This window comes from Pontibacter sp. HSC-14F20 (assembly GCF_019599265.1).
Lineage (GTDB): Bacteria > Bacteroidota > Bacteroidia > Cytophagales > Hymenobacteraceae > Pontibacter.
The window spans coordinates 70,787-87,480 of the sequence record NZ_JAHZTC010000013.1 but is presented as its reverse complement, the minus strand read 5'-3'; the positions used below and the strand labels follow the sequence as shown (position 1 = coordinate 87,480).

Here is a 16,694-nt window from a genome sequence, read left to right as displayed (position 1 = left end):
CATGCGTTATCTGTTGATTGCTTAAAAATCAAACTTAAACCTGCCCCTTATACCTAATTCCGACACATTTGGATGATCCAGGTAGGTCAGGCGCTTCACCAGGTCAATTCTGAAGAAGTTAAAGATGTTGCCTATACCTACGCTCGCTTCCATATAAGGCTTGTTTTCCAGGGTATACGTGATCGGCAACCCGTTTGCATCAGTCGGGAAGCGCAATAGGTCAGGATTTTCGTTTGGCATGTTTTCTTCGCGCACTTTGCCATACAGGGCCTTAAAGGTAACAAACTCCCGCAATTTGGTTTTCTTGATCAAGGGGAGCTTGTTAAAGATGAAACCGTTGAAGCTGTGGTCGATGTGCACGCTGGCATACTGGTCGCTCACAAATTCCAGGAAGTTCATCAGGTTATAAGACTGCAACTGGTATGAGTAGCTCTGGTTGGCACGATGGATCGTCAGCAGCGGGAACGGCACCAGCCCGAAGGTATAGCCGCCTTCCGTCACGACATCCGAATAACCCAGCTGCGACAGATAAAAGCGCTTGCTCATGTTCAGGGCCACTTTCTGGTATTCAAACTGCCCTCCTAATGTCCCTTTCAGACCAGCCGCTGCCCGCAGCGTAAACACCGGGTATCGGTTAGCGACAGGTGTACGGTAAATCTTGCCCTGCAAAAACTGCTCGTTCGGTGCCCAGCGCAGTTCCAGCGAGGCCTCTGTTGTGGTCAGGTGTTTCAGTGCCAGTGTCTCGTCATCGCCGCCTCCATCTCCTACAGGTATATAGTGCAGCGAACCGGCTGGTGTCTGTTTCCAGTTTCGGAAACCGATACGGTAGGACATGTGGTTCTTGAACTCCCGCAGGTAATCGATGTTGTAGGTTTCGTTGTAAAGCCATTTATCGTTGTCGCCGCGCTTAAAGGAAAGCAGGAAATTGTCTTCCTGCACAAACTGCAGTTCCTGACCCGGTATGTTAGTATCCTTCTGGTAGCTCACACGGATAGCCCGCACCGGAAATTCCCAGATGGAGCGGTCGGTGAGCGAGTAAGTGCCGCCCAGGTAATACTTCCACTTTTCGTCCTTGAAACCATAGGCCGTGTAGGTCTCCAGCATCACTTTCTTGCTGAAGTTGTTGGTTGTGCGTCCGCCTAAGCGCAGCCGGAAGCCCTCTACAGGGTTGAAGCTATAAAAGGTGTTGATCGGACCAATCTCGACAGTAGAACCCGCCCGCTTATACCCTGCAATCAGGGCAGTGGCCCAGTCCATGGTGCGTCTGAAAGATCTCATGTTCACCAGGCTGTCGATGTTGGTATAGGTGTTGACCTCCACAGACGAGAGCGAGTCGTGCCGGCTGGCCTGCCAGAAATCCTCGTCCATACCTGCTGTTTGCTGTAACCGCACCAGCGCCTCGCCTTCGTAGCGCGAGGCAGGCTGCGCTTCATTTATTTTGTAGTCTTTAAAGGAAACCACACGCTCCCCGTAAAAGCCCATGTCGCTGTTCTGCGTCAGGCCGAAGTCTGCTTTAAGACCGCTTCTGCTCAGGTGGTAGCGTCCGTCCGGGTTCTGCTCAAAGTCCAGTTTGATTTTGAGGTCGCGCACCCAGTTGATGCTCACACCCTCGCTCACCTCCATGTCCACACTTTGCACCGCGTAAGTGCCATCGAGCGTTACATATAGACTACCGGTGAACATAAAGGCTGATGGGTTGCGCGGCTCAAACTGGAGTCTGGCCAGTTGCTGTCCCTCATCGGTTCTCACCGTGTCCTTGAGGTAGAACTTGTAGAACGTAGGCGCCATGTCGGCGATTGGGCTGAGGAACTGGTTGGTCAGGATGGTGATGTTGTTCTCGTAAATGTCGACGTCCTGGTACATGTGCTGCATGTAGGCCATGATGCCCTGGTTGTCGACAAACTCTCCGAAATCAACTTTCTTCTCAGCCTTCACCACAGTCTTGCGCGTTTGCGGCGACTTGCGGAAATAGTGCTCTGTCAGCTCCTCCTGTATGAAGAAAGGCAGCACTGCTCTGCCCGGGAGCACGGTTGTATCGATGTTGCTGGTGATGAAGTCATACTTGCGCAGCAGGAGATTGCGCTTCAGCTTCTCAGCCGTATTCACCAGCGACATCTGCGTTTTCTCGTACTGCTCGTACTGCACGTAGTCGTAGTTTTCCGGTCTGTTCTTCGGCTTGTTGGCCACAATTTCGCGGATCAGGTCAACGGCAGGGTTATTTTTGTTGCTGTAGTGCACCTTGCGCTTTTTGCCTACCACGACCACTTCATTCAGCTGCCTGGCGTCCGTCTCGAGGCGCACGTTCAGGGTCTGCTCTTCGCCCGGTTTGATGGTAAACGTCGCCGTTCTGTAACCCAGGTATGAGAGTTGTATTTTATCTTGTTGTTGGTTTGTCCTGATTTGAAAATTACCCTCGTAGTCGGTGCTGGTACCGATGCTGGTGCCAGGTATAAAAACCGAAACACCGATCAGGGCTTCTTTGGTGGTGGCATCAGTTACGGTCCCTTTCACGGTCGTAATCCCAATCTGGGCCATCACAGTGCCTGCATTTAATCCCGATAACAGTAGCACCAGAAAGCAAAGCGTAAAATGGATATATACCTTATATATACCCTTAGCGGAATACATATTTTTTTTGAATAATGTAGTTATAAGAAAATCCGACGAACAGCGAAACCAGCACTTTGGAGAAGATGTAGTTCACCCCGCCATATTGCGTCACCATATACACACCCGATGCATTCAGTACCAGGCTGCCGTTCCAGACCATAAAATATTTGAGAAATTGTGTAGGTATGGTTTTGTCTGAGGCTTTAAAAACCCATGTTCTGCCCAGGGAAAAATGTGTGATTCCGCCTGAAACAGTGCCCATTACAGTGCCTGTCACGTACCATAAACCAACCAGCTCCACGGCCAGGATCGTCATCACGAAGTCGACACCAGAGGCTATAAGCGAAGCGGCCTGTGCCCTTAGGAAGGTGAGCATCTAAAGAATGTTGAAGTAGAAAAGTAGCTGTAAAATGATATTTGCGTAAACGCCCGCCACTACGTCGTCCAGCATTACGCCCAGTCCTCCCCTCACTTTCTCCAGTTTTCGAATATACAGCGGCTTCACAATATCAAAGAAGCGAAACAGTACCAGGCCAACTAGCAGTGTGCTGAGTGTGACAGGTATAAACAGCATGGTAATCAGCATACCTGCTACCTCGTCTATCACTACTTTCTTATCGTCTTTGCCCCAGTATGGCTCCACTTCGTTGGCTGACCAGACCCCCAACACCGTGAGCAGCAGGGTGATGACAGGAAGCCAGTTAACAAGCTGGCTCCCGCCAGCCGGCTGCGCGGCATACAGGCACAGACAGGTAGCCACAGCTGCTACTGTGCCGCCTCCCTTGCCCATGTAGCCGATGCCCAGGCTGGTGGAAACTAGTTTGTGTACTCTTATCATTTGATCAGACTAGAGCGATTCTACCAGGTCCTGATAATAATCCAGGCCCAGGTGCGTGATCAGGTCTTCGCCCATGATGTGGCGCAGCGTGTTCTGCAGCTTGATCAACTGTTTGAAGATGTCATGCTCCGGACGCAGGCCTTCGGCAGTTTGCGGCGACTTGTAGTAGAACGACAGCCACTCCTGTATACCGCTCATACCTGCGCGCTGTGCCAGGTCCGTAAACAGGGCCAGGTCCAGCACGATAGGCGCTGCCAAAATGGAATCGCGGCACAGGAAGTTGATTTTGATCTGCATCTTGTAACCCAGCCAGCCGAAAATGTCGATGTTATCCCAGCTCTCTTTGTTGTCGCCGTGAGGTGGGTAATAGTTGATGCGTACCTTGTGGTACAGATCGCCGTACAGTTCCGGGTTGTCCTCCGGGTGCAGAATGTCTTCGAGCACACCCAGTTTCGATACTTCTTTTGTCTTGAAGTTATCCGGATCGTCGAGCACCAAACCATCGCGGTTACCCAGGATGTTAGAAGAGAACCAGCCATTGATACCCAGCGCTCTTGCCTGCAGACCAGGTGCTACGATGGTCTTCATCAGCGTCTGACCTGTTTTGAAGTCTTTACCGGAAATAGCCACGCCATTCTCTTTCGCCAGCTCCACCAGCGCAGGTATATCCACTGTCAGGTTAGGGGCACCGTTTGCGTAAGGCACACCCATTTTGAGCGCGGCGTACGCATAGATCATGCTTGGCGCGATGCGCGGGTCGTTGTTGCGCAGGCCTTCTTCAAAGGCAGCTACTGTCATGTGCACGTCGCTTACCTCGGTGTATACCTCCGTAGAACCACACCAAACGATTACCAGGCGATCACAGCCATTCACCTCTTTGAAAGTACGCATGTCTTCCATCAGTGCTTCAGCCAGTTCATACTTGGTGGCGGCTTCTTTCACGTTAGTGCCGTCCAGGTTGCGGGCATAGGCTTTGTCAAACACGGCTTTCATCGGCTTGATCGACTCCAGTTCCGCCTTAATAGAGTGCAGCAGCATCGGCTCCAGCACCTGCGCGTTTACAGCAGCTTCAAAAACGTTGTCTTCGTACACATCCCAGCCACCAAAAACGATGTCGTTCAGGTTTGCCAATGGCACAAAGTCTTTGATCAGCGGGTTGCGGTTATCTGTACGCTTGCCCAGGCGGATGTTGCCCATCTGAGAAAGTGAACCTACCGGCTTAGAGAAACCTTTTTTGATTGCCTCTACCCCTGCAATGAATGTGGTCGCAACTGCTCCCAGACCCGGAAGCAGGATACCCAAGCGCCCTTCGGCTGGTTTTACTTGATATTCCATCTTATTCACTTAAAGTCTAAAACTGTTTTAAAATTACTACTTATAGCCAATTGTTTTCTTTATACCATTTCAATGTTTGCGCCAGCCCCTTCTCCAGGTCATATTCCGGCACAAAACCCAGGTCCTGCCTAATGCGCTCAATACTGCAGTTCCAGTTTTCGGCAGCCAGCTCGTTGAGCTTCTCCTGGTTGAGTGCCGGCATCTTACTGCTGCTTGCATAGGCCGCCTCCAGTAGCCGGGCCATCACATTCACCACCCCCATCGGCACATGAAACCGGATGGACTTCTTCCCCAGAATGCGCTTGGTAATAGTAGCCAGGGCATATCGGTCGTAACTGTTGCCGTCGGACACGTTGTAAGCCGCATGATTTATACCTGCGCCGAGTGACTGTATCACCGCTTTGGTCAGATCTTTTACATACACAAAGCTCAGCCACTGCGGCTTGTTGCTGATGTAGGGTTCCAGTCCCAGGTTCAGGGTTTTGAGGATGATGAAAATATCCTTCTCCCGCGGGCCGTATACTGCCGTCGGGCGCAGCACCACCAGAGGCAGGTCTTTTATCTCGGCCAGGTATTGCTCAGCCAGCAGTTTGCTCTTGCCATAGGCTGTGACCGGTTGGGGCTTATTCTGTTCATGTATCGGAGTCGCCTCGTTGTACACCACCGGCCCCAGCGCCGCCAGACTGCTGATAAAGACAAACTTCCGCAGCGGTATAGCGGCTTTTGTGGCAGCCAGAGCCAGCTTTTGGGTGTAGCCGGCGTTTACCTGAATATACTCCTGCTCAGTCTTGGCTTTGGTGATGCCTGCCGCATGAATAATGTAGTGGTACTGCTTCTCCTCCAGTTCTTTCACCAATGCTTCGGTGTTGCTGAAGTCGAGCGAGGTATAGCGGATACCGAAAGGCTCCAGGTGTGCCACGTCGCTGGAAGGTCGCACGGCGGCGTATACCTCCAGTCCGGCCTGCACAGCAGCCTCCACCAGGTGATGGCCTACAAATCCGCTTGCCCCCGTTATCAGTACCCGTTCTTTCATAGCGCTTTCTCGAAAATCCTGTACTTTTTATAAGGCTTGGCACCCATTTTTATCAGCCCCTGGTTCATCAGCAGATTGTTTTCCAGTATCCAGGAGGCTTCTGCTGAATGCATTTTCTTTTCCCGGTGCTTCTGCATGGCAGCGCCATAAAAACAGGCTTCTATCCCCATTTTCCTATACCCTTCGATCACACCCAGCGCCAGAATACGAACGGCAGTTATCTTTTTGCGCAGCAGAAGCAATTTAAAAATACCAGTCGGTAACAAACGCCCTTTTCTGATCTTTTTCAGGATCTGGTTGATATCAGGTATAGCCAGTGAAAAACCTACTACTTTTCCGTTGTGCTCGGCAATCAGACAGAAATCCGGGTCCACGATCATTTTCAGGTCTTTGGCCATGTAGTCAAATTCCTTTGGCGTCATCGGCACAAAGCCCATGTTTTTATCCCAGGCTGAGTTGTAGATCCCGCGCAGACTTTCCGCTTCCTGCTTATAGTTTTTCAGATTGATCGGACGGATAATAATGCCTTTCTGCTCTAAGCGCTCGCGAAGCGCCGTTGCCATGCGGGCAGCTTTGTCGTTGTAACCTTCAGCCAGGAACTGGTAAGCCAGCAGGTCCACCTTTTTCTGAAAGCCCAGTTCTTCCAGCAACTGTATGTAGTAGCTGTAGTTATAGGGCATCATGGCCACAGGCGAACTGTCGAAGCCCTCCACCAGCATGCCGCAGGTTTCGTTGGTCGAGAAGTTCACCGGCCCGATCATGGTCGCTACCTGCTTTGTTAACAGCCACTGCTGCGCCTCCTGTATCAGCATGCCGGCCACTTCCCCATCATTCACGCAGTCAAAAAAACCGAAGAAACCGTCCCGGCTGTTGTTGAAAGCATTGTGGTTGTTGTTGAGGATAGCCGCAATCCGCCCCACCACCTGCTCATCCTGGTATGCCAGGTATAGCTGCAGGGTAGAGTGCTCATAAAAAGGGTGTTTACCCGGCGTCAACAAATCCTTCTGCGCAACATAAAGCTCGGGCACATAATGTGGGTCGTCTTTATACAGCGCATGCGGAAAGTCAATGAAGGCTTTCAACTGCTGCTTGGTCTTAACAGGCAGTACGCGCTTCATAAGGTGTGTTTCGGGAGTTAATGCCTAGCAATTTAAATGCATCAGCCATTTTAGTTACTGCCTCTTCAATCTGTCCGAAGGTATGTGTAGCCATAATAGAGAGGCGCAGCAAGGTGGAATCAGCAGGGACTGCCGGCGCCACCACCGGGTTCACGAAAATGCCATTGTCCTGCAGCACTTTGGTCACCTGAAAGGTCAGGTCGTTGTCGCGTACAAACACAGGTATAATCGGCGTCTCGGTCGGCCCCAGTTCCAGACCGGCGGCATTCAGGAGTTCTATGGCATAATTGGTGTTTTGCCACAGTTGCTCACGGCGCTCCGGCTCTGACTGAATGATGTCGAGGGCGGCGAGTGTGCTGGCCACCGAAGCAGGCGACATACTCGCGCTAAAAATGAGGGAACGGGCATGGTGCTTCAGGTACTGGATCGTATCGAAATCGCTCGCAATAAAGCCACCCAGCGAGGCGAGTGATTTACTGAACGTTCCCATGATCAGGTCCACCTGGTCTGTCAGCCCAAAATGAGAAGCCGTGCCAGCACCCTGTTCACCGATCACACCCAATGCGTGGGCATCATCTACCATAATGCTGCCACCGTAGCGTTCGGACAGGGCCACCAGTTCCGGCAATTTTACAATATCGCCTTCCATACTGAAAACCCCGTCCACTACGATCAGCTTAATGGCATCTGCAGGCAGGCGGCTCAGCTTGCTTTCCAGGTCCTGCATGTCGTTGTGCTTATACTTGATCACCTTGGAAAAAGAGAGCCTGCTTCCGTCGATGATGGAGGCGTGGTTGTACTCATCCAGCAGCATGTAATCGTTGCGCCCGGTGAGGCTGGAAATCACGCCCAGGTTTACCTGAAAGCCGGTGCTGAACACCAGGGCATCCTCTTTGCCAACATAGGCGGCCAGCCTTCTCTCCAACTCCATGTGGATGTCGAGCGTGCCGTTCAGGAAGCGCGAACCCGCGCAGCCACTGCCATATTTCATTATGGCATCGATGGCCGCCTCCTTCACCTTCGGATGGTTGGTAAGCCCCAAATAAGCGTTTGACCCAAACATCAGCACCTTCTGGCCATTGATGATCACTTCCGTATCCTGAGCAGACTCTATTGATCTGAAATAAGGATAGGCTCCCTGCGCCATCGCCCGTTCAGCTGCATGGTATGCAGCGCTCTTCTCACGGGCGAGGATTTTCTCACGAAGTAAATTGCCCATCTACAATACTTTAAATATTATTTGCATTTAATTAACTGGCACTAACCCAATTACGTCATTAGCCTGATTAAAGCTGAGTATAAAGCTTATCGGGTTCTCTTGGTTCATAAATTATAGAACTACTTATACCTAATATTGTTGCCTAGTATTAAAATTATTATTTTTTTAGGAATATTTTAGGATTATTCTTTAGAAAGATCAGAATTCTTTGTTTTCAGGCCCCGCATCAAAATATCATTGATCAGATCCATCCTGCCCTCCAGCGCAGCAAATTTATTCTCGACCAGCAAACCAACCTCCAGACCCCGAAAAGCACATACCATGGCGAATGCGATGGAGTCGATATCATCTGCTGCATACTGAGCAAATTCTTTGCGCTCAAGCCCAAACCGGAGGATGTTTCGGACCAGGCTGATTTCTCTTAACTCGTAGCGCCTGTGCAGATCCCTCAGACGCGGAATATTTGCTTCTATGTCGCCTCTGATCACATTGTAAAGGTTTGCCTTCTCTTTGAGGATATTGAACCTGGTCAGGCACAGCGTTCTCATTTTGTCTTCAGCAGTCTGCACTTTGTTCACCTCCTCCTGCAGCTTCCGGAAAACCTCATCCATTTCGCGCGTCAGGACTTCATCAAAGATCTCGTCTTTACTTTTATAGTAGTAATAGAGGGTGCTCTTTCCTTTCCCGGCTGCTTTGGCAATGTCCTCCATGGTAGTTTTGGACCAACCGAAATGCCTGAAGAGTTTTTGAGCCTCGTCGAGAATCTCTTTTCTTACAAGTTCATCCTTCTCGTTCATACCCGTTAGACCAAAATCGTTTTTCGGTCCAAAGGTAAATGAAAGTTAATTATCAAACTACTTTTGGAGAGTCAATATTTTTGAAATTTGTGTAGAGCGGGTTACCTCTACCTGCCTGGAAGCAACGCTATACCTGCTATACCTTAAGAAAGTGCCTGCGGTGCTGGTCCGCCGGCGGGCTTCGAACGGTCAGCGGGTAGCGGCACAAATTCCAGGTTATCGGTAGGCGGCAACAGGATGCGTCCTTCTTTCCAGTCGGCTTTCGCCTGTTCTATCCTTTCTTTGCGCGACGATACAAAATTCCACCAGATATAGCGTTCGCCAAGCGGTTCCCCGCCCAGTAGCATCAGTGTACTTGGTTCTTTTGCCAGTATGAGCGGATCCGCACCTTTGTTAAATACCAGCATCTGCCCGACAGTATACGTCCTGTGCGCAACTTCTATACTGCCTTTCGCCACGTAAATACCACGCTCCATGTGCTCTTTTGGCAAACCAAAGCGGGTGCCTTTTTCCAGCACAACATGCAAATAAAACAGGGGTGAATGAGTTTTTACATCGTTCCGGAGTCCGTAAGCATCTCCGGCTATCAGGCGCATCCATACGCCGGTTTCTGTAAAAATGGGTAACTGTTCAGGCTTGTAATTCTCAAAAGCAGGAGCTGCTTCTTCGTCTTTCTCGGGCAGGGCTACCCAGGTCTGTATCATTTCCAGTTCGCCGCCTGCCAGGGTGGCCGGGTCTTCGAACCGCTCGGAGTGCGCAATGCCGCTTCCAGCTGTCATCCAGTTCACTTCTCCCGGCCGGATGATCTGCTCAACGCCCAGGCTGTCGCGGTGCGTTACTTGTCCGCCAAACAGGTAGCTGACTGTAGAAAGACCGATGTGCGGGTGCGGCAGCACGTCCATGTCGTGGGTAAGCGGTGGCTGCACGTCCACAGGACCGGCATGGTCCATGAAGATGAAGGGACCAACCATACGGCGCAACCGAAAAGGCAGAATGCGTCGCACATCCATCCCGGGGGCGAGCGAAGCTTTGCGTGCTTCAATAACAATATCCAGCATAAATAAGCATTTAGATCAATCTTATACCTGATGTAAAAGCACCCGCTTCTTTAGCTAACAATGTTCGGAGTGCTGCCAGCTCTATTTATTGAAGTATACGCTGAAGGTCGTTCCCACGCCTATCTCGCTCTCCACTTCTATCCTGCCGCCGGCATTTTCCACTATCCTTTTCACCATATACAAACCCACGCCCGTGCCTTCTACGTGGTCGTGAAAGCGCTTGAACATGGTAAAGAGTTTGGCCTGTTGCGCAGGCCGTAAGCCTAAACCATTATCCCGAACCTGAAGCACCTGAAAACCATTTTCGTGGCTGCAACTCACTTTTAGACGAGGTTTTCTTTCCGGGTGACTGTATTTAATGCCGTTCGACAGCAGATTGTAGAGGATGCTGCGGAGGTTTTTCTCTGAAAAAGCCATGGTCGAGCAATCAGCAATATCCGTCTCGATGCGGGCGTCTTTTTCGGCGATCTTTTTCCCGAGATCAAGCTCCACTTCCCTTACTACGTCTGCCACCACCACGAGCTCCTCCTTATTCAGCTCCTCTTTCTGAATCTTGGAGATATCCGTCAGACTGGAGATCGTTTTCTTGAACCTGGACACAGAGCCCTGAATCATGCTGAGAATCCGTTTCACATCTGGTTTGTCAAGGCTATCTTCCGAAAGTTCGAGTAGTAACTCCCCTATGAGCATTTCGATGTTGGAAATCGGAGCCTTTAAATCGTGCGAAGCCGTGTAGATAAAGTTATCGAGGTCTTTGTTGATGTAGACGAGCTGCTGATTGGCAATATTGAATTCTTTGTTAGCTTTCTGCAGACGTTCTTCGCTTGCTTCTACCGCCATGCGGGACTGCACCTGCTCCGTTACCTCCAAGGCAAACACTACCACCCCGTCGATCTGGTTTTGCTCATTGTAGCGGGCCTGCTGTATGTAGCGGAAGTACCTGTCTTCCATTGTACCATCGAGCCGGGCAAACGGAATGTACATTTCTTTCTCCTCGTGGGTGCGCCCTGTCTCGTATACCTCCCGAAACGTTTTGTAAACTGTATTGCCTTCTATTTCAGGCAGCGCCTCCAGTATGGGCTTGCCGAGCAGCTCCCGTTCAGGAAACAGCGCGGCATATGCCGGGTTAACCAGCTCGTACACCAGGTCGGGCCCGCTTAAAATACAGATGGCGGCAGGGGCTCCCATAAACAGGCCTTGCAGGCGTTTGCTTTGGCGCTCCGCTTCTGCCTGCGCCTGCTCCAGCTCAAAAGTGCGGCGATTGATCACCTCTTCCAGCCCGAGGTTCATGGTTTGCAGTGAGGCAGCATTCGATTCCACCTGCTGGCGCGCTACTACAAAGTCCGTCACATCCAGCGCGAAAATCAAAATGCCGTTTACCTGGCCATCGGCATCCAGAAGAGCCTGGTATATAAAATTCCAATAGATGTCTTCGGTTGGCTGCCCTTCGTAGCGGGCCACTGGCACCAGCACTTCTTTCCCCTTGTAAGTCTCGCCGGTTCTGTATACCTCTTGCATGATCTCATAAACTGCCTGGTCTCTTAGTTCTGGCAAAGCCTCAAACAGGGGCAGGTTTAACATCTCGCGGCCCGGAAAAAGCTGTTGATAAGCTGTGTTGATCACCCTGTAGATGAAAGTGGGCCCTTCGAGCATGGCACAGGCCGCCGGTGCGTGATCAAAAAGGCGCTCCATACGCAGGCGCTGTTGCTCTGCCTGGGCCAGTGCCATCTGTTCTTTTTCACGACTTTCGCGCAGCTGAGCTTTCGTTTTCAGGTCATCTGAAATATTTTTTGTTTCATGCAGGATGCAGACCAGTTTGTTCTCACTGTTGTAGATGGGGGTGTTTGTAGTACTCCAGAAACGCTCAATGAATTCTCCAGGTTTGCCGGGGGCCTGGATGTCGTAGCGAATGACATCTATTTTGTCGGTTTGACGGGTAGCGACCGCACGCTCGATCGATGCACGAATAGTTGCCGAAGGAGAGTTTTCGGGGGTATGCGGGTTGTCTGTAAAGACAGTGAATAGCTGCTTGCCCATGATGTGCTCACGGCTTACAAGTGTTTCACGTAAATAAGCATCTGAGGCACCCATCACTGTCAGGTCAGGTGAAATGAGTAGTATTAACCCACTCTGTACTTCCAATAAGCGTTGAAATGGAATGGATTGACCAGGCTGATTCTCCTGAGCATTGGCTGCACTACGTAGCATGGGAGGCTTCATTAAATAACACTGATTACGTGTAGGTATAAACGATGTTACCAGGCTTTTGGGCAGAGCTGCCACTGAGCCATCTAACCAGACTATACCTCTACTCTAAAAATAGGGGAAGTTTTCTTGTCTTACTAAGGAATTTTCCGGAGCCTGTCTATACCTGAGTGTCAGGTATAGACAGGCTCCCCATTTAGCAAATTTTTGTTTGACGGAAGCTCACAATAAACCTGGAGCCTACTCCCTCTTCACTCTTCACAGCGATGCTGTCGCCGGCATTGTCGAGGATGCGCTTCACCAGGTACAGCCCTATACCTGAACCCTCCACATGGTCGTGGGCGCGCTTAAAAAGTGAGAAAATCTTACCGATCTGACTCGGGGCAAGCCCTAAGCCGTTGTCCTGCACGGAGAGCTCGTGTATACCTTCTTTGGTGATAACCGTGCTGATATTGACAATTGGTGTGCGATTGGGATCCGAGTATTTGATGGCATTGGATACCAAATTGAACAGAATGCTCCGAAGATTTTTGCGGGCATAGCGCAGCGTTCCGAATTCCATGCTGTTACATTGCACCACGGCACCGGTGTGTTCTATATAAGGCTGCAGACTGATCTTGATGTCTTCCAGCATATCCTTGATCTGCACGTCCTCAGGCGATTCCTGCTCATGCTTCAGTTTGGTGACATCTGACAAATCGGCGATCACATTTTTAAGCGTGCCGAGCGCACTCCCCATGTAATTTAACAGCACTTCATGCTGCTCCATGTCATTTCCCAGGTCTTCTTTCAGTGCCTGCAGCAGGCCTTCGAGGTTAGTGATGGGTGCCTTCAGGTCGTGCGAGGCGGCGTACACAAAATTGTCAAGCTCATTGTTGATCTTGATCAGCTCACTGTTTTTGTGCATCAGCTCCTCGTTGCGCCGCCGCTCGGTCAGGTCGCGGGTCACTTTGGAGTAGCCCAGCAGGCGTTTTTTGCTGTTATAGATCGGCGTAATCACCACGTTGGCCCAGAAAGCGGTGCCGTCTTTGCGAATACGCCAGCCTTCGTCCTCAAAACGACCCATCTCCTGCGCCTTCCTGAGTTCGTATTGCGGGAACCCCTTCGCGATAGATTCCCTATTGTAAAAAGTAGAGAAGTGGCGGCCAATGATCTCTTTAGGTTTGTAGCCCTTGATGCGCTCGGCGCCTTCGTTCCAGCTCATGACGATTCCCTCCGGATTCAGCATCAGGATGGCATAATCCTTCACGCTGTCAATCATGAGCCGACTTTTTTCTTCGCTTTCGCGCAGCTCTTCATTGATCTGGAAAAGCTGTTGTTCCATTTTCAGTCTTTCCGTAAGATCGCGGGTGATCTTTGAAAAACCGATCAGCTCCTTTTGGGAATTGTATATAGCCGTGATCACCGTATTGGCCCAGAAAGCCGAACCGTCTTTCCGGTAGCGCCAGCCATTATCCTCGAAGCGGCCGTGCTCTTTTGCCTGCCTGAGTTCATAATCCGGGAAGCTTTGTGCGATCAACTCCTGGCTGTAGAACCTGGAAAAATACTTCCCGATGATCTCGTGCGCTTCATAGCCATTCATACGGTGGGCACCGTGGTTCCAGGTAGCTACATTGCCATCCGGGTCCAGCATAAAAATGGCATAATCGGTAACCCCCTCGATCAGCAGGCGAAAGCGCTCTTCGCTCTCTTTCAGCTCCTCGAAGGCCCGGTACAGGTCATCTTCAGCTTTTTTGCGTTCAGACAGGTCGCGGGTTATTTTAGAGAAAGCGATCAGCTGCCCGGCATCGTTATACACGGGCGTGATGACCACATTGGCCCAGAAAGCAGAGCCATCTTTTTTGACACGCCAGCCCTCCTCTTCATACTTACCCTCGGCAATCGCTTTGGTCAGTTCCTGTGCCGGGTAGTTATCATCAATATCCTTTTGCGTGTAAAAGATCGAAAAGTGCTTCCCGATGATCTCCTCGGCATCGTAGCCCTTGATCTGCTTCGCACCGGTGTTCCAGGTGATGATATACCCTTCAGTATTGAGCAGGAAAATAGCATAGTCCGTGATGCTGTCAATAAGAATCCGGTACTGCTCCACGCCGTTGGTGTCTATACCTGCTGCGGTGGCAGTAGCTGGTTTTAAGTTTATATCCATTCCAAAAAGCTGCTTAGGCAAGGTGAGTAAGGTGTGTAGTGTCCAGCCTTTGCTGTATAAAAACTGCTGGTATTGGGCTAATATAAGCGAAAAAATCGGTTAAAAATGGTCTGGCTTTTAAAAATGGACGGGCTATACCTCCTGCGGCTGCAGGTCAGTGTTTCGCTCAGTTGGCATGGCAGGTTGGTCCAGTCGCCTGATGACGCGGGCGGGATTTCCTACGGCGACGCAGTTATCGGGAATGTCCTTTACTACGACCGAGCCCGCGCCAATACGCACATTGTTGCCGACACGCACCTCCCCGATGATGCACACGTTAGAGCCTAACTCCACATTGTTACCGATGATGGGGGAACCTGTGTAACTGCCGTCCTCGCGGCGTATATTACCCAAGGTAGTAGAATGGCGGAAAAAGCAGTTTTCACCGATCACGGAGCAGCCGTTGACGACCAGGGCCTGTCCGTGACCCAGGAAAAAATTCTTCCCCACGGTAGTCCAGTGCGGCAGCTCTATACCTAAAATCCATTCGACAAAGATCTTGTAGAAAGCCAGGTAAGGCAACCAGATGATACGGAAAAAGGTGTTGATGGAAGCAGGGCGGCCCAGTCGGAAAAGCACCATCACAAGGCGCCCTTTCAGGTTTCCTTTGTTGGCTTTCCAGTCCTGGAACACATAAGACAAAAACATAGGCGTGAGTAAATTATATTCCGCATACGCTATGTTGCGGCCCGGCGTTGCAACTTTTAGCCCAGGTTTTTATCCTCTCCGGGTTTCTGTTTGAGGGCTCCATAGAGCACAGGGCTGAAAAAACGCAGGTTTTCCAGTACACAGGCCATACCGAAAAATTTTTCAGGGTCAATCTCTGGTTCCTCTGCCATGGTGGCCAGCAGCATGTCCAGGGTATAGGTAAATGTGGCATCGAACTCTTCTTCTGTCATTTTTTGCGCTATTTTGGTGTAAGCTATACCTGAAACAAACTGGCAGGCATTTAATTTCAAAAGGCGACCATGTTTTGCATCCGGACACTATACACCCAACATGCGCCGCCTGCGACCGTACCTTATTAAAGTATAATCAATTTCCCGATAAAACAACGTACAACTATGACGACCAAACTTAAACCATTAAAAGACCAGGTGATGGTAATTACCGGCGCATCGAGTGGTATCGGACTGGCAACAGCATTTGCCGCCGCCGAAAAAGGCGCTCGCCTGGTGCTGGCAGCCCGCAATGAGCAGGCCCTGCAGGAAATTGCCCAGGAAATAAATGACAACGGTGGCCAGGCCATTGCCGTGCGGGCAGATGTAGGCCGGCAGCAGGATGTGCAGCGCATCGCAGATGCGGCCCTCTCCCATTTTGGAGGCTTCGATACGTGGGTGAATGATGCGGGTGTTTCCATTTACGGCCGCCTGCTCGAGGTGAGCGACGAAGACAACCGCCGCCTCTTCGACACCAACTTCTGGGGACTGGTATATGGTTCGCAAATGGCAGCCATGCACCTGCGCAACCGGGGCGGTGCCATCATCAACATCGGCAGTGTGCTCTCGGATGTAGCCATACCTATGCAAGGTATGTACGGCGCCACCAAACATGCCGTGAAGGGCTTTACAGATGCCCTGCGCATCGAACTGGAGGAGGAAGGTGCTCCTATTTCGGTTACACTGATCAAGCCGGCCGCTATCAACACACCCTACCCGGACCATGCCAAAAACTACACGAACCACAAACTGACCCTCCCACCACCAGTATATGAACCGGAAGAAGTAGCCAATGCCATCTTATACGCAGCGACACATCAGAAACGCGACATTATGGTGGGCGGCGGAGGCAAGCTCATGAGCCTGACCAACAAACTGGCACCGGGCCTGATGGACCTCTCCGGTGAAAAATTGATGACCGATCAGCAGTTGCTCGATGAGCCGGCGCAGCACCGCGAGGGCGCTTTGCATCAGCCAGGTGAGGGCGGTCGTATACATGGTCGCATCAAAGACACGATGCCAACCAGCCTCTATACCCGCGCTGTCACGAATCCGATGGTAGCAGGCGCAGTTGTGGCCGCCGCTGGTGCCGCCGCTCTGGCATTGATGGGCAAAAAGCGCACAAACAGTAAGAACAGCTATAAACAGGCGAATACCAGACCTGAGATGGTGGAGGTTGTAGAGATTGTCGAAGAAGTACACGTTACCCCGCGTCCTCCACAGCGACCTATCTAAAACGCAGTTACAGATTCGTACCTTTTTGTGCGGATCTTCACTATAAATAACTTCAAAACAGGTGCGAAGGCCAGAACTTTTGCACCTGTTTTTGTTTTACAAAAGAAACCGATGCATTTAAA

The 16,694-nt window shown here is 50.9% G+C and carries 14 protein-coding genes; 1 reads left to right on the top strand and 13 read right to left on the bottom strand.

What is annotated here, in order from left to right; all coding sequences use genetic code 11:
• Window positions 1–21: 21 nt before the first annotated feature.
• The 13 genes from K3G39_RS13605 to K3G39_RS13545 form a co-directional block, all read right to left on the bottom strand.
• Entirely contained in the window at window positions 22–2,535 is a 2,514-nt protein-coding gene (locus tag K3G39_RS13605) for a DUF5686 and carboxypeptidase-like regulatory domain-containing protein (protein WP_255594332.1), read from the bottom strand.
• Window positions 2,536–2,614: 79 nt separating this feature from the next.
• Window positions 2,615–2,986, bottom strand: a complete 372-nt coding sequence (locus K3G39_RS13600) for a GtrA family protein (protein WP_220626713.1) — start codon at window positions 2,984–2,986, stop codon at window positions 2,615–2,617.
• Window positions 2,987–3,448, bottom strand: coding sequence for a phosphatidylglycerophosphatase A (locus K3G39_RS13595; protein ID WP_220626712.1), 462 nt, complete (start codon window positions 3,446–3,448; stop codon window positions 2,987–2,989). It lies immediately after the preceding gene.
• 9 nt (window positions 3,449–3,457) lie between these two features.
• Complete coding sequence (locus K3G39_RS13590) at window positions 3,458–4,783, bottom strand: inositol-3-phosphate synthase (protein ID WP_220626711.1); 1,326 nt, start codon at window positions 4,781–4,783, stop codon at window positions 3,458–3,460.
• A gap of 40 nt (window positions 4,784–4,823) precedes the next feature.
• Window positions 4,824–5,816, bottom strand: coding sequence for an NAD(P)-dependent oxidoreductase (locus K3G39_RS13585; RefSeq protein WP_220626710.1), 993 nt, complete (start codon window positions 5,814–5,816; stop codon window positions 4,824–4,826).
• Entirely contained in the window at window positions 5,813–6,934 is a 1,122-nt protein-coding gene (locus K3G39_RS13580) for a hypothetical protein (protein ID WP_220626709.1), read from the bottom strand. The genes K3G39_RS13585 and K3G39_RS13580 overlap by 4 nt, the downstream gene beginning before the upstream one ends.
• Complete coding sequence (locus K3G39_RS13575) at window positions 6,912–8,153, bottom strand: pyridoxal phosphate-dependent aminotransferase family protein (RefSeq protein WP_220626708.1); 1,242 nt, start codon at window positions 8,151–8,153, stop codon at window positions 6,912–6,914. The genes K3G39_RS13580 and K3G39_RS13575 overlap by 23 nt, the downstream gene beginning before the upstream one ends.
• Before the next feature lie 182 nt (window positions 8,154–8,335).
• On the bottom strand, window positions 8,336–8,950 hold the full coding sequence (locus K3G39_RS13570) for a TetR/AcrR family transcriptional regulator (RefSeq protein WP_220626707.1): 615 nt from the start codon (window positions 8,948–8,950) through the stop codon (window positions 8,336–8,338).
• A gap of 143 nt (window positions 8,951–9,093) precedes the next feature.
• Window positions 9,094–10,008 (bottom strand): pirin family protein, encoded by a 915-nt coding sequence (locus K3G39_RS13565; RefSeq protein WP_220626706.1) that lies wholly within the window; start codon window positions 10,006–10,008, stop codon window positions 9,094–9,096.
• A gap of 81 nt (window positions 10,009–10,089) precedes the next feature.
• Window positions 10,090–12,216 (bottom strand): PAS domain-containing protein, encoded by a 2,127-nt coding sequence (locus K3G39_RS13560; protein ID WP_220626705.1) that lies wholly within the window; start codon window positions 12,214–12,216, stop codon window positions 10,090–10,092.
• 193 nt (window positions 12,217–12,409) lie between these two features.
• A complete protein-coding gene (locus tag K3G39_RS13555; RefSeq protein WP_220626704.1) occupies window positions 12,410–14,359 on the bottom strand; it encodes a PAS domain-containing sensor histidine kinase in 1,950 nt (649 codons plus the stop codon).
• A gap of 132 nt (window positions 14,360–14,491) precedes the next feature.
• Window positions 14,492–15,046, bottom strand: coding sequence for a serine acetyltransferase (locus tag K3G39_RS13550; RefSeq protein ID WP_220626703.1), 555 nt, complete (start codon window positions 15,044–15,046; stop codon window positions 14,492–14,494).
• Window positions 15,047–15,102: 56 nt separating this feature from the next.
• Window positions 15,103–15,357, bottom strand: a complete 255-nt coding sequence (locus K3G39_RS13545; RefSeq protein WP_255594325.1) for a hypothetical protein — start codon at window positions 15,355–15,357, stop codon at window positions 15,103–15,105.
• Between the two features lie 105 nt (window positions 15,358–15,462).
• Between K3G39_RS13545 and K3G39_RS13540 the strand changes: the two genes are divergently transcribed.
• A complete protein-coding gene (locus K3G39_RS13540) occupies window positions 15,463–16,572 on the top strand; it encodes an SDR family oxidoreductase (RefSeq protein ID WP_220626702.1) in 1,110 nt (369 codons plus the stop codon).
• Window positions 16,573–16,694: the final 122 nt, after the last annotated feature.